The organism is Pseudomonas sp. St290, from assembly GCF_018325805.1.
GTDB lineage: Bacteria > Pseudomonadota > Gammaproteobacteria > Pseudomonadales > Pseudomonadaceae > Aquipseudomonas > Aquipseudomonas bijieensis.
On record NZ_AP014703.1, the window covers coordinates 3,687,468 to 3,705,743 of the forward strand.

General features: G+C 63.4%; 16 protein-coding genes. 8 read left to right on the forward strand and 8 right to left on the reverse strand.

Annotated elements, in window-relative coordinates; genetic code table 11:
* Nucleotides 1-55: 55 nt before the first annotated feature.
* Nucleotides 56-1,912, forward strand: a complete 1,857-nt coding sequence (gene exaA, locus PBDP_RS16090) for a quinoprotein ethanol dehydrogenase (protein WP_212800924.1) — start codon at nucleotides 56-58, stop codon at nucleotides 1,910-1,912.
* 248 nt (nucleotides 1,913-2,160) lie between these two features.
* The gene (locus PBDP_RS16095) at nucleotides 2,161-2,805 is read left to right on the forward strand and encodes a pentapeptide repeat-containing protein (protein ID WP_109754247.1); all 645 of its coding nucleotides are present in this window, start codon (nucleotides 2,161-2,163) and stop codon (nucleotides 2,803-2,805) included.
* Between the two features lie 186 nt (nucleotides 2,806-2,991).
* On the opposite strand, the gene PBDP_RS16100 is transcribed toward PBDP_RS16095, so the two are convergent.
* Both PBDP_RS16100 and PBDP_RS16105 read right to left on the reverse strand, forming a co-directional pair.
* A complete protein-coding gene (locus PBDP_RS16100; protein WP_109754248.1) occupies nucleotides 2,992-3,630 on the reverse strand; it encodes a response regulator in 639 nt (212 codons plus the stop codon).
* Nucleotides 3,630-4,883, reverse strand: a complete 1,254-nt coding sequence (locus PBDP_RS16105) for a HAMP domain-containing sensor histidine kinase (protein WP_212800925.1) — start codon at nucleotides 4,881-4,883, stop codon at nucleotides 3,630-3,632. The genes PBDP_RS16100 and PBDP_RS16105 overlap by 1 nt, the downstream gene beginning before the upstream one ends.
* Before the next feature lie 423 nt (nucleotides 4,884-5,306).
* On the opposite strand from PBDP_RS16105, the gene PBDP_RS16110 reads away from it, so the two are divergent.
* The 6 genes from PBDP_RS16110 (at nucleotide 5,307) to PBDP_RS16135 (ending at nucleotide 10,516) form a co-directional block, all read left to right on the forward strand.
* Complete coding sequence (locus PBDP_RS16110) at nucleotides 5,307-6,473, forward strand: lanthanide ABC transporter ABC transporter substrate-binding protein PedA1 (protein WP_212800926.1); 1,167 nt, start codon at nucleotides 5,307-5,309, stop codon at nucleotides 6,471-6,473.
* Nucleotides 6,474-6,499: 26 nt separating this feature from the next.
* A complete protein-coding gene (locus tag PBDP_RS16115; RefSeq protein WP_109754252.1) occupies nucleotides 6,500-7,489 on the forward strand; it encodes a YVTN family beta-propeller repeat protein in 990 nt (329 codons plus the stop codon).
* Nucleotides 7,486-8,217: a lanthanide ABC transporter ATP-binding protein PedB/LutE gene (locus PBDP_RS16120; RefSeq protein WP_212800927.1), complete on the forward strand. Its 732-nt coding sequence runs from the start codon at nucleotides 7,486-7,488 to the stop codon at nucleotides 8,215-8,217. The genes PBDP_RS16115 and PBDP_RS16120 overlap by 4 nt, the downstream gene beginning before the upstream one ends.
* The gene (locus tag PBDP_RS16125) at nucleotides 8,214-9,008 is read left to right on the forward strand and encodes a lanthanide ABC transporter permease protein PedC (protein ID WP_109754254.1); all 795 of its coding nucleotides are present in this window, start codon (nucleotides 8,214-8,216) and stop codon (nucleotides 9,006-9,008) included. The genes PBDP_RS16120 and PBDP_RS16125 overlap by 4 nt, the downstream gene beginning before the upstream one ends.
* Before the next feature lie 250 nt (nucleotides 9,009-9,258).
* Complete coding sequence (locus tag PBDP_RS16130) at nucleotides 9,259-9,792, forward strand: PQQ-dependent catabolism-associated CXXCW motif protein (RefSeq protein WP_212800928.1); 534 nt, start codon at nucleotides 9,259-9,261, stop codon at nucleotides 9,790-9,792.
* 58 nt (nucleotides 9,793-9,850) lie between these two features.
* The gene (locus PBDP_RS16135) at nucleotides 9,851-10,516 is read left to right on the forward strand and encodes a response regulator transcription factor (RefSeq protein WP_053122521.1); all 666 of its coding nucleotides are present in this window, start codon (nucleotides 9,851-9,853) and stop codon (nucleotides 10,514-10,516) included.
* Between the two features lie 145 nt (nucleotides 10,517-10,661).
* Here PBDP_RS16135 and nahK read toward each other — a convergent pair whose 3' ends face one another.
* The 6 genes from nahK to PBDP_RS16165 all read right to left on the reverse strand — a co-directional run bounded on the left by nahK (nucleotide 10,662) and on the right by PBDP_RS16165 (nucleotide 18,252).
* Entirely contained in the window at nucleotides 10,662-13,304 is a 2,643-nt protein-coding gene (gene nahK / locus PBDP_RS16140) for a hybrid sensor histidine kinase/response regulator NahK/ErcS' (protein ID WP_414479203.1), read from the reverse strand.
* Entirely contained in the window at nucleotides 13,234-14,397 is a 1,164-nt protein-coding gene (gene nosP / locus PBDP_RS16145) for a nitric oxide-sensing protein NosP (protein ID WP_109754257.1), read from the reverse strand. The genes nahK and nosP overlap by 71 nt, the downstream gene beginning before the upstream one ends.
* A 241-nt stretch (nucleotides 14,398-14,638) precedes the next feature.
* A complete protein-coding gene (locus tag PBDP_RS16150) occupies nucleotides 14,639-15,166 on the reverse strand; it encodes a nitrous oxide reductase accessory protein NosL (RefSeq protein WP_116832549.1) in 528 nt (175 codons plus the stop codon).
* Between the two features lie 31 nt (nucleotides 15,167-15,197).
* Complete coding sequence (locus tag PBDP_RS16155; protein WP_109754259.1) at nucleotides 15,198-16,028, reverse strand: ABC transporter permease; 831 nt, start codon at nucleotides 16,026-16,028, stop codon at nucleotides 15,198-15,200.
* A complete protein-coding gene (locus PBDP_RS16160) occupies nucleotides 16,025-16,942 on the reverse strand; it encodes an ABC transporter ATP-binding protein (protein ID WP_212800929.1) in 918 nt (305 codons plus the stop codon). Before PBDP_RS16160 ends, PBDP_RS16155 begins: the two co-directional genes overlap by 4 nt.
* The gene (locus tag PBDP_RS16165; protein WP_212800930.1) at nucleotides 16,939-18,252 is read right to left on the reverse strand and encodes a nitrous oxide reductase family maturation protein NosD; all 1,314 of its coding nucleotides are present in this window, start codon (nucleotides 18,250-18,252) and stop codon (nucleotides 16,939-16,941) included. Before PBDP_RS16165 ends, PBDP_RS16160 begins: the two co-directional genes overlap by 4 nt.
* Between the last annotated feature and the right edge of the window lie 24 nt (nucleotides 18,253-18,276).

The window sequence follows — 18,276 nt, forward strand, 5'->3', positions numbered from 1 at the left end:
GCCATGGCGCGACTCACCCTAGTCAGGCCAAAACCTTTCACTGGGAACTGCCACCATGAGAATAAAAACGCTACCCGCCCTCTCTTCCTTGACCGTTGCCTTGCTGCTGGCCGGTAGTCTGTCGCTGAGCCCCGTGGCCAGCGCTGCCGTCACCTGGGAAGACATCGCCAACGATCACCTGACCACCAAGGACGTGCTGCAATACGGCATGGGAACCAACGCCCAGCGCTGGAGCCCGCTGGCCCAGGTCAACGACAAGAACGTGTTCAAACTGACCCCGGCCTGGTCCTACTCGTTTGGCGACGAGAAGCAGCGCGGCCAGGAGTCCCAGGCCATCGTCAGCGACGGCGTGGTGTACGTCACCGGCTCGTATTCGCGGGTGTTCGCCCTCGACGCCAAGACCGGCAAGCGCCTGTGGACCTACAACCACCGGCTGCCGGACAACATTCGCCCGTGCTGCGACGTGGTCAACCGCGGCGCGGCCATCTATGGCGACAAGATCTACTTCGGCACCCTGGATGCGCGGGTGGTCGCCCTGGACAAGAACACCGGCAAGGTGGTGTGGAACAAGAAGTTCGGCGACCACGCCAGCGGCTACACCATGACCGGCGCCCCGGTGCTGATCAAGGACAAGACCAGTGGCAAGATGCTGCTGATCCACGGCAGTTCCGGCGACGAGTTCGGTGTGGTCGGGCAACTGTTTGCCCGCGACCCGGACACCGGCGAAGAAGTCTGGATGCGCCCCTTCGTCGAAGGCCACATGGGCCGCCTCAACGGCAAGGACAGTACGCCGACCGGCGACGTCAAGGCGCCGTCCTGGCCCGACGACAAGACCACTGAAACCGGCAAGGTCGAAGCCTGGAGCCATGGCGGCGGCGCACCTTGGCAGAGCGCCAGTTTCGACGCCGAGACCAACACCATCATCGTCGGCGCGGGCAACCCCGGCCCGTGGAACACCTGGGCGCGCACGGCCAAGGATGGCAACCCTCACGATTACGACAGCCTCTACACCTCCGGCCAGGTCGGTGTCGACCCGAGCACCGGCGAGGTGAAGTGGTTCTACCAACACACGCCCAACGACGCCTGGGACTTCTCCGGCAACAACGAGTTGGTGCTGTTCGACTACAAGGACAAGGACGGCAAGGTGGTCAAGGCCACCGCCCACGCGGACCGCAACGGTTTCTTCTACGTGGTGGACCGCAACAACGGCAAGCTGCAGAACGCCTTCCCCTTCGTCGACAACATCACCTGGGCCAGCCACATCGACCTGAAGACCGGTCGCCCAGTGGAAAATCCCGGCCAACGTCCGGCCAAGCCATTGCCCGGCGAAACCAAGGGCAAACCGGTGGAAGTCTCGCCGCCCTTCCTCGGCGGCAAGAACTGGAACCCCATGGCCTACAGCCAGGACACCGGGCTGTTCTACGTCCCTGGCAACCAATGGAAGGAGGAATACTGGACCGAGGAAGTGAACTACAAGAAGGGCTCGGCCTACCTGGGCATGGGCTTTCGCATCAAGCGCATGTACGACGATCACGTCGGCAGCCTGCGGGCGATGAACCCCACTACCGGCAAAGTGGTCTGGGAGCACAAGGAAGCACTGCCGTTGTGGGCCGGCGTGCTGGCGACGAAGGGCAACCTGGTGTTCACCGGTACCGGCGATGGTTTCTTCAAGGCCTTCGACGCCAAGACCGGCCAGGAGCTGTGGAAATTCCAGACCGGCAGCGGCATCGTCTCCCCGCCCATCACCTGGGAGCAGGACGGCGAGCAGTACATCGGCGTGACCGTCGGCTACGGCGGCGCCGTGCCGTTGTGGGGCGGCGACATGGCCGAACTGACCAAGCCGGTTGCCCAGGGCGGGTCGTTCTGGGTGTTCAAGATTCCGAGTTGGGATAACAAGGTGGCCCGCCAATAGCCCTTGTGGGAGCGAGCCTGCTCGCGATGGCGGTGGTTCAGTTGGCAGTGATGTTGAATGTGCCGCCGGCTTCGCGAGCAAGCCCGCTCCCACAGTTGATGGTTGTCGGACACAAAATCTGTGTCCGCTGCAGATCCCTTGTGGGAGCGGGCTTGCTCGCGAAAGCGATGGTTCAGTCAGCGGTGATGTTGAATGTCCCGCCGCTATCGCGAGCAGGCTCGCTCCCACAGTCAACCGAGTTTACTGCCATGAGATTTCTCCCTCTGCTGCTTCTGCTCATCTGCGTCCATGCCAACGCCGACGACACCGAAACACCTCTGACCATCAACGGCTGCCTCATCGCCGAAGCCAGTCAATGCCCCGGCGCCAACCTGCGTGGAGCAAAACTGGCGAACCAGGACCTGCGCAAAATGAACCTCAGCGGTGCCGACCTGCGCGACGCCGACCTGCGCCATGCGCGACTGGACCTGGCCAACCTTGAAAAAGCCCAGCTACAGGGCGCCAACCTGACCCGTGCCAGTCTGCAGCAAAGCAACCTGCGCCTGGCGGACTTCAGCGGCGCCACGCTCAAGGCGATCCAGGGTTGGGGGCTGTTCGCCCAGGGTGCGCAGTTCCAGCGTGCCGACCTGACCGCAGCCTATCTTCAGTTCGCTCGCTTGTCCGGCGCGCGACTGCACGAGGCCAACCTGCAAGCCGCTGACCTGGAAATGGCCTGGCTGAGCAAGGCCGACCTCAAGGGCGCCGATCTGCGTGACGCCAACCTGCAAGAAGCCAAGCTCGGCGAAAGCAACCTGGAACAGGCCAACCTGAGCGGTTCTCGCCAGCATTACGGGAATTTTCAGGATGCGAACATGCAGGGTTGTACGGGGTGCCCGACTTCCTGGGATCAGTGAAGGCTCTGGAGCACATAAACCCTGTGGCGAGGGAGCTTGCTCCCGCTGGGCTGCGAAGCAGCCCTCAATAGGGTCAACTCAATGGACCTGATGCACCGAGGTGCCGGTTTTTGGGGGCGCTTCGCACCCCAGCGGGAGCAAGCTCCCTCGCCACAGTGGATCGTCATCGCCTGGGAATGAGGGTTTTCACCCCGCCACCCGCACCACCCCCATATCAATCCCCAGGTGCACCAGCTCGGCATGGGAGCTGACCTGCAACTTGCTCTTGAGCAGCGTCAGGTGGTTCGACACGGTCTTGGCGCTGATGCACAGCTGTTCGGCGATGGTGCGTGCGGGGGTGCCCTTGGCGAGCATGACGAAGATCTCCAACTCCCGCTGGGTCATGCATTGCAGGCGTGGGTCGACATCGTGCCTGGAGCTGGCGCAGGCCAGTTGCGTGGCCAGGGACTGTTCGATGTAGGCATGGCCGGCCAGCACCCGGCGTACCGCTTCCACCAGCACCTGGGGCGCCGAATTCTTGGTCAGGTAGCCCATAGCACCGGCGTCCAGCGCCTGGCGCACCAACGGCAATTCATCGTGCATGCTGAAGAACAGCACGCGCAGTTGCGGCAGGCGCTGGCGTAATCGCCGCGTGGTTTCCAGGCCGCTGATACCGGGCAGGCCGAAGTCCATGATCACCAGGTGCGGCACCTGCTCCTGCACCAGGCTCAAGGCCTCCTCTCCGGTGGCCGCTTCGCGGACCAGCAGGTCCGGCATCAACACCCGCAGAAGGCTGGCATAGCCCTGCCGCACCACCGCGTGGTCATCCACCAACAAAATGTTCATCACGCCTCCAAGGCAATATTCAAGACCAGCGCCCAACCGGCGCCAGGCTGGCTGATGATGCGCAGCTCACCCCCCAGGCTGCGGGCCCGCTCTGACATCGAGTGCAAGCCAACGCCTGCTCGTGCCGGTTGCGTGGCCCCACGGCCATTGTCACGCACCAGCAGGCGCAAACGTCCGGCACGGTGTTGCAGGCGAATGCGCACCTCGCTGGCGCCCGCATGGCGGGCGACGTTGGTCAGGGCTTCCTGCAACAAGCGATACAGATGGGTCTTGTCGGCACCGGACAACGGCGGCAACGCCTCATCGATCGACACCCGACAGGCAATGCCCTGGGTCTTTTGCCATTGCCCCGCCAACACCCCTATGGCATCGCTCAACGACAAGTGCTGCAACACCACCGGGTACAAGTCATGCACCAGCGCCCGGAAGCCATGCTGCAAATGCTCGCAATGGTCTTCGAGCTGGCTGACGGTCTGCTCCAGCGCTTGCGGCTGGTTTGTCACCAGGCGCAACAGGCAGGCGTGAGCGCGAATGCCGGCCACGTATTGGCCCAGGTCATCGTGCAGGGTCTGGGCCAGCCGGGTACGTTCCTGTTCCTGCACAGCCAGCAAGGCCTGGGTGAGCCGGGCGTTGTCAGCCTGGGCCTCGGCCAGGGCGGCGGTCATGCGGTTGAAGTACCTCGCCAGTTGCTGCGCTTCCGGGAGCCCCTCAGTGCCCAGGCGTACCTGCAGGTTTCCGGCAGACACCTGACGCAGCGCCTGCAGCAACTCATCGAGCAAACGCATGCCCCGGCGCACCGCCCAGCGGATCACCAGCAGGCTGAGCAACAGCGCCAGGGCGCAAACGCCCAGCAGTTGCACCAATGAATCGAGAATCTCGTCGATTTCATCCCGAGGATCGACGGCAATCCAGGCCCGCCGACCGTCAGGCAAATCCACCACCTGGGCGGCGGGCCCGTCCTCCAGGAGTCGACGCCCGAACCAGGCCTTTATCCCTTTCTCATCCGCCGGAAACAGCTCCCCAGGGGCCAACCAGTGGACCCGCACATGACGCAGGCTACCGGTCAAGCGCATCTGGAGACTGGCCGGGTCGCGCTCGGCGGTTTCGCGCAGGTAATGCACCACCGACTCGGCCGATTGCAGTTCTCGTCTCACATCGGTCGTGGCTTGGTGCAACAACAGGACGGCACAGGCCAGGGTAACCAGGGCGAAAAAGGCTGACACCCAGAGGTTGATGCGCCAGAGGGCTGACACGGTTAGCGACCCATTGCCGGGATGAACTCACATCCGCGCCGGACACAAATCCCTTGTGGGAGCGAGCCTGCTCGCGATAGCGGTGGGTCAGTCGACAATAATGTTGGATGTGAGGCCGCTATCGCGAGCAGGCTCGCTCCCACTGGGGTTACGGGGTGGCCGCAGCTTTTATGTCCATTGCACCCGATTTTTTTACCGGCCAGCCGGTCAACGCCAACCAGGCTCAGGATCAGCAGAAACGGCAGCAGCAGCGCTTTGAGAATCCGCATGGTCGTCCCTCCTGGTCAATGACGATGCCTTGCATGCTAAAACCCCGGCCGCCAAGGCGAGTTACTACCTTGGTACTGCACCGGCGGTACTTTCTACATATTTCCCCCGCCCCCCTGGCTTCCTATGCTGGCGCTACCCGCAATGGAGGATGTCATGCGCCGGCTCGTCAGTTACGCCTTGGTTTCTCTGCTGGCAGCGGCAACCGCTCACGCTGGCGATGCCACACCGCTGCAAGTGCGCATCGGCTACCTGGGCTATCGCCCCGACCCCGGCCCGCTACTGTCCAACGTCATTGCCGAACCGGCCGATGCCGGCTTGCGCGGTGCTGAACTGGCGATCATCGACAGCAACAGCACCGGACGTTTTCTCAATCACGACTACCGCCTGGAAAGCGCCAGCGTCGACACTCCCGAAGCGCTGCTCCAGGCCGCCCGCGCCCAACACGACCAGGGCCTGCGGCTGTTCGTGGTCAACGCACCGGTCGCCAGCCTGCGCCAGCTCAGCGCCGCCCTGCCCGACAGCCTGCTGTTCAACGCCGGCAGCCCCGACGACAGCCTGCGTACCACCGACTGCCTGGGCAACGTGCTGCACAGCCTGCCCGACCGCGCCATGCTCGCCGATGCTCTGGTGCAATTCAGCGTCGTGCGTAAATGGCAGCGGGCCTTGCTGATCGTGGGCCAGACGCCCGAGGACCAGGCCTATGCCGCCGCATTACGCCGGGCGATGAAACGCTTCGGCATGAAGATCGTCGCCGAGAAGGCCTGGCAGTTCGACAACGACCAGCGTCGCAGCGCCCAGGCCGACATGCCGCTGTTCACCCAGACCGCCGAGTACGACGTGGTGCTGGTGGCCGACGAGCGCGGCGACTTCGGCGAATACTTGCCCTACCAGACCTGGTACCCACGCCCGGTGGCCGGCACCCAAGGGCTGACGCCCACCGGTTGGCACAAGACCGTGGAAACCTACGGCGCGGCGCAGTTGCAAAAACGCTTCGAAGCCCTGGCCGGACGCTGGATGAACGACCGCGACTTCGCCGCCTGGATCGCCGTGCGCAGCATCGCCAGCGCGGTGAGCAAGTTGCGTCAGGACGACCCGCTCGCTATCCGCCAACTGGCCCTCAGCGACCAGTTGCCCCTGGACGGTTTCAAGGGCCGCAAGCTCAGTTATCGGCCCTGGAACGGCCAGTTGCGCCAACCCATTCCCCTGGTCCAACCCCGGGCATTGGTCAGCACCTCGCCCCAGGACGGTTTCCTCCACCCTACCAATGAAATGGACAGCCTGGGCTATGACCAGCCCGAGGTGAGCTGCCGTTACCCCTGATCGATAACAACAATAAGGAAACCGCCATGCGTCGCTCCCTGATTTACCCGGCCCGGCTCTGCCAAGCCCTCGCCCTGGGCGCTGCCCTGCTGGCCGCTGGCCCCGCCGCCGCCAGCATCGCCTGGGTCTCCAACGAGAAAGACAACAGCCTGAGCCTGATCGACATGCAAAGCCTGGAAGTCATCGACACCCTACCGGTGGGCCAACGCCCCCGAGGCCTGTTGCTGTCCCATGACAATCGCCTGTTGTACATCTGCGCCAGTGACTCGGACCGGGTCCAGGTGATGGACGTCGCCACCCGCAAAATCATCAAGGAACTGCCCTCCGGCAAAGATCCAGAGCAATTCGCCCTGCACCCCAACGACCGTTGGCTGTATGTGTCCAACGAAGACGATGCGCTGGTGACGGTGATCGACACCCAGACCTCCGAAGTGCTGGGCCAGATCGGCGTGGGTGTCGAGCCCGAAGGCATGGCCGTGAGCCCTGACGGCAAGTGGGCGGTCAACACCAGTGAAACCACCAACATGCTGCACTGGATCGACACCAGCACCCAGACCCTGGCCGACAACACCCTGGTGGACCAGCGGCCGCGCTTCGTCGAATTCAATCGCGACGGTACGCAGCTCTGGGCCTCGGCGGAGATCGGCGGCACGTTGACCGTGCTCGATGTGGCTACGCGTAAAATCCTCAAGACCCTGACGTTCCAGATCAAAGGCGTGCACCCGGACAAGGTCCAGCCGGTGGGCATCAAGCTCAGTGCCGACGGCAAACTGGCGTTCGTCGCGCTGGGCCCGGCCAACCATGTGGCGGTGATCGATGCCAAGACCTTCGAAGTGCTGGATTACCTGCTGGTGGGCCGCCGAGTCTGGCAACTGGCGTTTACCCCGGACCAGAAGCAACTGTTGGCGACAAACGGCGTCAGCGGTGACGTCTCGGTCATCGATGTGGAGAGCCGCAAGGTCCTCAAGTCGGTGAAAGTCGGGCGCTACCCTTGGGGCGTGGTGGTTACGCCATGAACGCCCTGGAAGTCAGCGACCTGAGCTTTGCCTATGGCGCACGCGAAGCCCTCAAACAGATGAGTTTCAGTCTGCCCGCCGGACGTTTCGCCGCGCTGCTGGGACCCAACGGGGCCGGCAAGTCGACGCTGATCGCCCTGCTCACCCGGCTGTATGACTTACAGCACGGCGACATCCGCGTTGGCGGCCACTCCTTGCAAAAGTCACCACGACCGGCCTTGCGCCAGCTGGGCGTAGTGTTCCAACAGAGCACCCTGGACCTGGACCTGAGCATTGAACAGAACCTGCGCTATCACCTGGCGCTGCACGGCTTTTCGCGACGCCAGGGCGCCGTCCGCATCGACGCCGAACTGACCCGCCAGCACCTGACCGAGCGGCGCCACGAGCGGGTGCGCGACCTCAACGGCGGCCATCGACGCCGGGTGGAAATCGCCCGCGCCCTGCTCCATGAACCGCGCCTGTTGCTGCTCGACGAACCCAGCGTCGGCCTCGATCCGGCCAGCCGCCTCGCCCTGGGCCTGCACATCCGGCAACTGTGCAGCGAGCAAGGCATCAGCGTGCTCTGGACCACTCACCTGCTGGACGAAGTGCAGCCCAGCGACGACCTGTTGATCGTGCATCAAGGCCGCCTGGTCGCCAGTGGCCGCGCCGATGCCGTGAGCCTGGAACACGGCGGCAGCCTCGGCTCAGCCTTCACACACTTGACCGCCAAGGGAGTCCACCCATGAGCGCGTACTGGTATTGTTTCAGCGGCATCGTGACGCGCGAATGGCTGCGCTTCGTGCTGCAACGCACACGGCTACTCAGCGCCCTGGTGCGGCCACTGCTGTGGCTGCTGGTGTTCGCCGCCGGCTTTCGCGCGGCCCTGGGCATCGCCATCATCGCCCCCTACGACACCTACATCCCCTACGAGGTGTACATCGTGCCGGGGCTGGCCTGCATGATCCTGTTGTTCAACGGCATGCAGGGTTCGCTGTCGATGGTCTATGACCGGGAAATGGGCAGCATGCGCGTCCTGCTCACCAGCCCCCTGCCCCGGGCTTTCCTGTTGGCAAGCAAGTTACTGGCGACCTCGTTGATCTCGCTGTTGCAGGTCTATGCCTTCCTCGCCATCGCCTGGTTGTACGGCATCCAGCCACCGACCATGGGCCTGCTGCTGGCCCTGCCGGCCTTGCTGCTGGTGGCCCTGATGCTCAGCGCCCTGGGCTTGCTGCTGTCCAATGCCATCCGGCAACTGGAGAATTTTGCCGGGGTGATGAATTTCGTGATTTTCCCGCTGTTCTTCCTGTCTTCGGCGCTGTACCCGCTGTGGAAAATGCAGGAAGCCAGCCCGTGGCTGTACTGGCTCTGCGCAGTCAGCCCGTTCACCCATGGTGTGGAATTGGTGCGGTTTGCCCTGTATGAGCGGTTCAACCTGCTGGCGATGGTGGTGTGCGTGGGGTTGACCCTGGTGTTCGCGCTGCTGGCGGTGTGGACGTTCAATCCGCAGCATGCGGCGTTGCGCAAGGCCGGCAGCTAACGCCTCGTTGCACAGTCTGTGGGAGCAAAGCTTGCTCGCGATGGCGGCGGTTCATCCAGAATTGATGTTGACTGGCACACCGTTATCGCGAGCAAGCTTTGCTCCCACAGGGTTCGGTGCATGTTCTCCATGTCGCGCGGGTCTTTAACACTCAAATTACTACTTTAGTACCGGTTTTCCTGTCTATGGTCGCATTCACAAGACCTCGACCCTGGCATGTAATGGGCGCATAACAAAAAGGATAAATCCTATGCCCCGTTTGCTGGCGATCCTCCTGCTGGGCCTGGCGCTGAATGTCGCGCAGGCCGATACCGCGCTGTTTTCAGCACAGGGCTATCGCATCGCCCAATACCGCAGCCCGACGCCCGCCACCGTCGACGGCGCCCAGACCCTCGACACCCAGGCCCTGCAACGCCTGCTTGGCCAAGCCTCCCCCCCGATCCTGATCGACGTCTATCGCCGTCCCTGGGTCCAGGGACGTTTCATCGACAGCGAACCCCATGCCAACCTCCCCGGCAGCCTGTGGCTGGCCAATACCGGTGACGGCGATCTCGACCCCACCTGGCAGGCCTACTTCAGCCATCACCTGCGCACGGCCACCGGCGGGCGGCTGGATCTACCGCTGGTCTTTTATTGCCGCGCCGATTGCTGGCTGAGCTGGAACGCGGTAAAACGCGCCGCGGCCATGGGCTATAACCATGTGTATTGGTACCGCGATGGCATCGATGCCTGGGAGGCGGCCAACCTGCCCTTGCAAGCGGCCCGGCCCGAACCCTTTCCATGATCATGCAAAAGTGCGTGCAACTGCCCTGCCCCACACGACAATAACGAGGTGAATGGCCATGTATAAAATCCTGATAGCCGACGATCACCCACTGTTTCGCGAAGCCATCCACAACGTCATCAGCGACGGTTTTCCTGGCAGCGAGGTCATGGAGACCGCCGACCTGGACAGTGCCCTGGCATTGACTGCCGAGCACGACGACCTGGACCTGATCCTGCTGGACCTGAACATGCCCGGCATGCACGGGCTCAATGGCCTGATCAACCTGCGCAACGAGGCACCTACCATTCCCGTGGTGATCGTCTCCGCCGAGCAGGACAAGCAGGTGGTGCTGCAGGCCATCACCTATGGCGCGGTGGGCTTCATCACCAAATCCTCGCCACGCTCGCAGATGACCGACGCCATCGAGCAGATCCTCAACGGCAACGTGTACCTGCCGCCCGACATCATTCGCACGCAAAAAAGCCCGATGGGCCGGCGCCTGAACGAAACCCCGGCGTTCCCGCCGGAACTGCTCCAGGCCCTGACCCGCAAGCAACTGCTGGTACTCGAACGCATGACCAAGGGCGAGTCGAACAAACAGATCGCCTACACCCTGGACATCGCCGAAACCACGGTCAAGGCCCACGTCTCGGCGATCCTGCGCAAGCTCAATGTACACAACCGAGTGCAGGCGATCCTCAGTGCCGGGGATATTGATTTCGGGGCCTATCTGCGGCGTTGAGGCGCACAACCCTGTGGCGAGGGAGCTTGCTCCCGCTGGGGCGCGAAGCGGCCCTAAACCCTGACAACTCGATATGCCAGACAGACCCTGGGGGCTGCTTCGCAGCCCAGCGGGAGCAAGCTCCCTCGCCACAACAGCGTTCGGCTCAATGGCCCTGGGTTTGGCCCAACAGATGACTCATCGCAATCTTCAGCTTCATCGGCCGCACCGGCTTGTGCATCAAGGTGTGCCCGCGCTCGCGGATCTGCTGCTTGAGCTCGTTGCTGTAGTTGGCGGTGATCATCATCGCCGGGATCGGTGAACCCCGGCGGGCGTTGATCCGGGCCACGGCATCGACGCCGTTCTGATCGTGGTCCAGATGATAATCGGCGATCAGCAGGTCGACCTCGGCATGGTAGTTGTCCACCTGCCGCGCCAGGTCTTGCTCTGACAGCGCGGTCACCACCCGACACCCCCAACCTTCCAGCAAGGTGCGCATACCGGCGCAGATCGCCGCATCGTTATCCAGCACCCAGACCCGCGCTCCGCGCAGTCGCTCGAGCATCGGCTCGCTCATGTCCAGGCATGGCAACGGCTTGGGCGCAGTGGCGCTCAAAGGTACTTCGACGGCGAACATCGAGCCCTTGCCCGGCCAGGAGCGCACCTGGATCCGGTGCCCGAGGATCCCGGCGATCTTCTCGACGATCGCCAGGCCCAGGCCCAACCCACGGTCCTGATTCGGCCGCTGTACGTCGCCGCGCTTGAACTCCTGGAATATTTCCTCCAGACGGTCTTCGGCAATACCGATGCCGCTGTCCCAGACCTGGATCGAAACACTCTGGCGATGCCGCCGGCAGCCCAGCACGACACGGCCGCTGGGGGTATAGCGAATGGCATTGGTCAGCAAATTGCGCAGGATCCGCGCGAGCAATTGCATGTCGCTGCGCACCAACACTGAACAGCCGACATAGTGCAGCGCCAGCCCTTCGCTACGGGCGACCTGGACATACTCGGCGGCGAGGTTATCGAGCAACTCGCTGAGGCCGAACGGTGCGACATCGGCCTTGATCACCCCGGCGTCCAGCTTGGATATGTCCACCAGGGTGCCCAACAGATTCTCCACGTCCTGCAGCGAATTGCTGACGTTGCGCACCAGCTGCGTGTTGGCCACCGGCTCGCGGCGCTCCAGCAGCGCACTGGTGAACAGCCGGGCGGCGTTGAGCGGTTGCAGCAGGTCATGGCTGACCGCGGCGAGGAACTTGGTCTTCGACAGGTTGGCCTGCTCGGCCTCGCGCTTGGCCTCGCGCAGGCGCAATTCCACACGGCTGCGCTCGTCGATCTCGCGCAACAACTGGTCGTTGAGGGTGGTCAGTTCGGCGGTGCGCTCCTGGACCCGCTGCTCCAGGTTCTGATAGGCCTGGTGCAGCGCTTCGGCGGTGCGGCGGCGTTCGGTGATATCGCGGATCAGCACGAAGATCCCCACCACTTCGCCGTTGGCCAAGCGATTCGGTACATAGGAGCGCAGCATGTAGCGCTCCTGGTTGTTGATGTTGGTCTCGGCGAATTCGAACGTCACGCTCTCGCCCGCCAAGGCCCGGGCCACGTAGGCTTCCAGGCGCTGGTAATGCTGTTCGCTGTGGGCTTCGCGCAGGCTCTGGCCAAGCATCACGCCACGGGGCCAGCAATACCACTGCTCGTAGACCTTGTTGGTGAATTCGTAGACCAGGTCGGCATTGAGATAGGCGATCAGCGCCGGCACATGGTCGGTGATCAGGCGAATCCAGCGCTCGCTTTCGCTCAGGGCCTCGGCGTGCTGGTAGCGCTCGGTGATGTCGGTAAAGGTGTTGACGTAGCCACCGGTAGGCAGTGGATGTGTGCGGATCTCCAGGACCCGGCCATCGGACAGGCGCTGCTCACATTCGTGGATCAGCCGGCCGTTACTGTCGCGGCTGGCCGGGGTCAACAATTGCAGTTCGCTGTCGGCGATCACTTCGTTGAACGGCCGATGAGCCGCCACCGGGGCCAGGCCGCTGAGTTCGAGGAAGCGCCGGTTCCACAGCTCCAGCACACCTTGGGCGTTGACCATCGCCACGCCCTGGGACAGGTTGTCCACCGCCCGCTGCAACAAGTGGGACTTCTGCGCGATGGCCTGCTCGCGGCGCACGGTTTCACTGAGCTTGACGTCGGTGATGTCGGTGAACAGGATCACCCGTCCACCTTCCTGGGTCGGCCGCTCGCTGACTTGCAGCCATCGCCCATTCTGCAAGCGATACAGCACATGCTCGTCGGCCTGGCCGCGGGGTTCTTCGCTGAACAGCCCGTTGGCGGTCATCAGGCGCTTGACCTCGGACAGACGCATGCCAGCGATGATGCGCACCCGGCTGTTGGCCCAGAAGGCCTTGAAGCGGCTGTTGAACAGGACGATGCGTTGCTGCTCGTCGAACAGCACAAAGGCATCGGAAATGCTTTCGATCGCATCGATCAAGTGCCGATGAGCCGTTTCCGCCCGCAGCCGCGCCTCGCCCAGCAAGTGATTGCCCGCCTTGAGCTCGGCCATGGCCTGGTTCAGGGCATCGGTGCGCTCGCGCACCTGTTCGGCCAGCACCACCGAGTGCTGGAACGCCGCATAGGGGTCGTTGCCTCGGGTTACGCCGGACTCCACCCGCTCGATCAGCGCCTCGTTGATGCGCCGCAACTTGCGGTTTTCATGCTGCAGGCTGGCGAGCTGGGCCTGCAGCTCAGCGATGTCCGGGGACGCGATGTCGGGCAATGGCAACTCCGGTGAACGTCTGGTTGATATGCATGCCATTGAACTGTTCTCCATAGGTGTTGAACCCCATCACCCGTTGTTCGCGCAGGAATTGGCCGATCTGCTCCAGGCCGCCGCGATCTTCCAGCTCCAGGCGCCGGAGGAAGCAATCGCAGCCGATGGTCAGCAGCAAGTCGCCGAGGCGCGCCTGCAAGCCGTCGAACAGGCTTTGCAGGTTGTGCAGCAACGGGCCGGGGGTCATCGCAGTGAGGACGATGCCGTTCTCCACCGCGCAGTAGAAACTCAGGCTCAGGTCCGGGTGCACCTGCTGGATCGCCCGTACGTAGTACTGGTCGTTGATGCGCACCGCCAGTGGATGGGCGGCGAAGACCCGGTAGTCGAGTGCGCTCACTGGCACGCCGATATGCCGGGCGTATTCTTCGGCAGCGGGTTCGGCGTTGAGCTCATAGACCCGTCGTGAGGTACTGTCGGCGCCAGTCACCACCAACTTCTCTTGCCGGGGCAGGATGTGATGGGTGGTGAAGACTTCGAACTCCAGCCAGGTGTTGATCAGCAACACCACGGCCGCGCCGCTGTGGAACTGGCCTTCGAAGTACACATGGGTGTGGGTCAGGTAGTTGTCATCACCGGCCGAACCACCGAAATGCGGGATGTCCCCTAGCGCGGCGCTCAACGCCGCCAGTACCATTTCCTCGCGACTGGACAGGCCATCGAGCAGGGTCAAGGCGAAACTGTGGCCTTTGATCGGCGCCAAGGCATTGCTGCGGCAACCGCTCGCCAGGCGCTCGACCATTTGCTGGGCGTCGATCAGGCTGAAGTGCTCCATTTCGCCGATCAGCTCGGCGGCAATGGAAAAGTGCCGATGATCGAACCCCACCGCCGTCACGCAATTGCGGCCGTAACCCTGGGTGGTGATTTCACCGGCGCTGGTACAGCCCACCAGGCGAATCCCGCCGAAACTCTGGGACAACGCCTGGCCGAGGGCCGGCAAGTCGTACTCGGCGGAACAGAAAAACAGCACGAAGCCCAGGTACGGGTGCAACAACTGCCGCGCCAACTCCTGGGCCACCTGCTGGACGTCCGTGGCCTGGGACATGGCACTCACCACACCTTCGCTCTGGGCCTGCTGCATCTTCGCCTCCGGCGGGTGCGTGATAGGAGCCCTGAGTGTACGAAGCCGCGCCGGGTCGACGAATGCTACTTGGGTAGCGGGTGGACGCTTCCATGGGATGAGATTACTCCCGCTATGTGGGAGCAAGGCTTGCCCGCGATAGAGGCGATGCGGTCTGGCAGAATCGAGGCGCCTCTATCGCGAGCAAGCTTTGCTCCCACAAGCGTCCTTGCCACAAGAGCCGTTCGGTGTGCAGACAATATCAGTGGCTCATCGGCGACATGGCCGTGGCCTGCCCCAGCAGCTTCTGATCAATGTCTTCCAGGCGCAGCACCCGACCGCCGGTATCGCTGGCGAGTTTCTGTGCCGCCTGGGGGTCGGAGAACGAGGCCAGTACGACGCCCATGGCGCCTTTGAGCCCGCTACCGATGACGAAGTAGGCAGTCCGGGCGTCGATCAGGTGAGCGTCATCCGGCGTATTCCAATGGCTGCGGCCCATGTCGTGGACATACAGCTTGACGTCGGCCCGATGATTTTCCGGTTGCAACCACCAGCCCAGCATCTCCGCCGGCGAGCAGAACTTCTTCACGCCATCGGTCCCGACCGCCGCGCCCTTGGGGCCGGGAAAATCGGTAATGACCATGCCGCACACATGGCACTCATCGCTGGGATGGAACGCCAGCGCTGCCTCGCTGGCCGCCGGTGGTTCGGCCTTGCCGCAAGCCGCCAGCGCCAGGCACATCAATAATCCGGCCATGAGGCGGCCCGTCTTGAAGTACACCCTGTTCATCGTTGCATGCTCCCTTGATCAAGTTAGAAATTCACGGGCACCGGCGATTGAACAACCGATAGGCCAGCCACAACGGAACCGCCATCCACAGGCCCAGGCACAGCCAGAGCAAAGGCCCCGACACCGGCAAGTCGCTGCCCAGGGTCAGCACCGCGGCGCCACTGGACGCGGCATCGAACCCGGACAGGTTGATCAGCCGATACACGTCGGTAGGGTTGAACAGCAGCAGCCATGGCAACAGCTCCGGGCTGAACCGCCCCTCGCTCAGCACCAGCAACGCCAGCAAGGCCAGGTCGAACACCAGCACGAAGAAAAACCAGACCCCCAGGGCCAATCCGGCCGCGGTGGATTTTTCTGCCGACAAGCTGCTCAGCACGTAGGCCAACCCGAGGAAAACCCAGCCCAGCAGTGTGCTGGACACCATGAATCGACCGAAGGCCCAGAGCAGCAGGCTCAGTTGGACATCGTCCACCAACAGGGCGATGGCGAGCATCGCGCAGCCGAATCCGATAAAGGTGGCCAGGGCCAGGATCAGGCCGTGACCGACAAACTTGCCCAGCAACAGTTGGCCGCGCCCCAACGGGTAGGTCAGCAACAGCAGCAAGGTGCCGCTCTCGTCCTCGCCGACAATCGCGTCATAGGCCAACAGCAAGGCAATCAAGGGCATCAGGAAGGTCGCCAGGCTGGAAAGGCTCGCCACCGTGGCCGGCACCGAGGTGAACCCCAGTTGACCGGACGCCGCCGCGCCGAGCCAGGCGATGCCGATCGCCAGCACCGCAAACAACAGGCTGATCGCCAACAACCAGCGATTGCGCAGGCCATCGCTGAATTCCTTGCGGGCCATGTTCCAGACCGGATTCATAGGCTGGTCTCCTCGGCCGCGGCACGGACCATGTAATGACGGTACAAGTCCTCCAGCGACGGCGGCTTGATCTCGACATCCGACGGGTCATCCTGGGCCAATAACTGGCGCAGCAATTTAAGCTTGCTGCCATCCGGCGCGGACACCTGCACCCCTTCGGCGCCCCAGCCTTGAGTGGCGTGCCCTTCGCTGCGCCAATGCTGGCGAAGCCAGTCGGCCCGCGACAGCCCCGAGGCGCGGATCAGCGTCGGCAACCCGGCGTCCTCCCGCAACCGGGCCAGGCTGCCCAGGGCCAACAGGCGACCCCGGGTGAGAATCGCGGCGCGGTTGATGTGAGCTTCCACGCCAGGCAAGACGTGAGAACAGAGAATGATGCTGGTGCCCTGCCAACGCAGGCGGTCGAGCAACTGATAGAGGTCCTGGGTGGCGATGGGGTCCAGGCCCACGGTCGGTTCATCCAGCAATAACAGGCGCGGTTGGCCGAGCAACGCCTGGGCCAGACCGAGACGCTGGCGCATGCCCTTGGAATACGTTTTCACGCGCCGTGTCGCGGCACCCGCCAGCCCGACCTCTTCCAGCAAACGCTCCACTTGCTCCGGTGCAGCGCCTTTGAGCCGGGCAAAATGGCGCAAGGTCTCCAGCCCGCTCAATTGCGGATAGAACATCACGTTCTCGGGCAGGTAGCCGAGCATCTGCCGCACGCTCGGATCACTGGGCGTACGGCCGAAGACACGCACCTGCCCCTCGCTGGCCCGCAGCAAACCGAGGATCAGCTTCATGGTGGTGGTCTTGCCCGCACCGTTATGCCCGAACAGGCCGAGCACTTCGCCCTGGGCCAGGTTCAAATCCAGCCCGCGCAGCACGGCGACATCGCCATAGTACTGGCTGACGCCTTCGATCTCGACGACGTTCAAGACGCGTCCTCCTGGGCACTGTTGCGTGGCGGGGGTTGGACAGGCGTTTCCATCAGCGGATGACTGTCCATCACCCCGGGGGATTTCATCACTGGGAAAGCTCGCTGCACCCAACGCAGCAGTTCGATCCCCGGACTGTTCATCAACAAGCGCACCTGGGGATACAGCCACAACAGGCGATCGACGTTGTCGTTGGGCTCATAGGCCACATCGCCCAGGCCGTCGCCGTTGCGATCCCAGCCCAGATAGTCGCTCCAGTAATTGCCGCGGCCATCCACCGACCATTCCTGCAACCGCGTGGCAACGTATTTGACCTGGCGCTGGTTGTGGACGAAGGCATTGCCGGCGATGCGGTTATCCTCCGAGCCGGCCGTCAGGTGGATACCCACGGCGCTGCGCTCGAAATGGTTGCCTTCGATGCGGTTGAACAATGAGTTGTAGATGAACAGGGCCTTGCCCTCGGCGCCGGTGATCATGGTGTCGCCGGTGGACCCGTCGCGCACGTCGGTGACGAAGTTGTCGCGCAGGGTCGAATAGGTGATGTAGTTCATCAGGATCCCGTAGTTCTGATCCTGTTCGGAGCGATTGCCGATGACCGTCAGTTGGCGGCTTTGCATCAAGGCATAACCGGTGCGGGTACGCCGGGTGACGTTATCCAGCAGGCGATTATCGTTGGCGAACATGTAATGCACGCCGTAGCGCAGATCCTCGAGGACATTGCCCTGGAGCAGGTTGCCGCTGGAGGTGTCGATGTAGATACCGTCGCGGGTTTCGCGCACCTGGTTACCGATGACCCGGGCGCCGTGTACGGCATACAAATGGATGCCATTGCCACGGTCCTGGGAGCGCAGGCTGGGGTCGCCCTGGATGCGGTTGTCGATCAGGCTGACGTCCCGCGTGCCATCGACCCAGATACCGAAGCCCTGGCCCTGCATCCGGTTGCCACGCACCACCGCTCCTTGGGCGACCGGTTGGATGAACACGGCCGCATTCATGGCCGTCAGGTCGTGGCCCCAGTCCAGGAACGTACACCCCTGGATCCGCACGTTCGGGGCGCGAATGATCACGCCATTGCCCTCGCCCTGGCTCTGGAATACCGCATCCGGCGCACACGTGAGGGTCATGGGCTGGTCGATACTGAACGAGCCCCGGTACTGGCCCGCAGGCAGGCGCCATTGCTGGTCGCCCTCGGCCTGCAAAGGCAAATCGGTGATCGGCTGCGGCGCGCCGAACGCGCCGCCCGACAGCAGGCAGAACACCAGGGCAATGACCGGTCGACGAACGTTTGGATACTGCATATTCCCGGTCATTGCGCCTGTCTCCCTAGTGAATGA

What these genes read in the sequence shown, in the direction of transcription:
- PBDP_RS16155 (WP_109754259.1), bottom strand. Translation starts at nt 16,028, where the DNA reads ATGAATCCGGTCTGGAACATGGCCCGCAAGGAATTCAGCGATGGCCTG.
- exaA (WP_212800924.1), top strand. Translation starts at nt 56, where the DNA reads ATGAGAATAAAAACGCTACCCGCCCTCTCTTCCTTGACCGTTGCCTTG.
- PBDP_RS16135 (WP_053122521.1), top strand. Translation starts at nt 9,851, where the DNA reads ATGTATAAAATCCTGATAGCCGACGATCACCCACTGTTTCGCGAAGCC.
- PBDP_RS16110 (WP_212800926.1), top strand. Translation starts at nt 5,307, where the DNA reads ATGCGCCGGCTCGTCAGTTACGCCTTGGTTTCTCTGCTGGCAGCGGCA.
- PBDP_RS16115 (WP_109754252.1), top strand. Translation starts at nt 6,500, where the DNA reads ATGCGTCGCTCCCTGATTTACCCGGCCCGGCTCTGCCAAGCCCTCGCC.
- PBDP_RS16120 (WP_212800927.1), top strand. Translation starts at nt 7,486, where the DNA reads ATGAACGCCCTGGAAGTCAGCGACCTGAGCTTTGCCTATGGCGCACGC.
- PBDP_RS16100 (WP_109754248.1), bottom strand. Translation starts at nt 3,630, where the DNA reads ATGAACATTTTGTTGGTGGATGACCACGCGGTGGTGCGGCAGGGCTAT.
- PBDP_RS16165 (WP_212800930.1), bottom strand. Translation starts at nt 18,252, where the DNA reads ATGACCGGGAATATGCAGTATCCAAACGTTCGTCGACCGGTCATTGCC.
- nahK (WP_414479203.1), bottom strand. Translation starts at nt 13,304, where the DNA reads ATGGCATGCATATCAACCAGACGTTCACCGGAGTTGCCATTGCCCGAC.
- PBDP_RS16130 (WP_212800928.1), top strand. Translation starts at nt 9,259, where the DNA reads ATGCCCCGTTTGCTGGCGATCCTCCTGCTGGGCCTGGCGCTGAATGTC.
- PBDP_RS16150 (WP_116832549.1), bottom strand. Translation starts at nt 15,166, where the DNA reads ATGAACAGGGTGTACTTCAAGACGGGCCGCCTCATGGCCGGATTATTG.
- PBDP_RS16095 (WP_109754247.1), top strand. Translation starts at nt 2,161, where the DNA reads ATGAGATTTCTCCCTCTGCTGCTTCTGCTCATCTGCGTCCATGCCAAC.
- nosP (WP_109754257.1), bottom strand. Translation starts at nt 14,397, where the DNA reads ATGCAGCAGGCCCAGAGCGAAGGTGTGGTGAGTGCCATGTCCCAGGCC.
- PBDP_RS16125 (WP_109754254.1), top strand. Translation starts at nt 8,214, where the DNA reads ATGAGCGCGTACTGGTATTGTTTCAGCGGCATCGTGACGCGCGAATGG.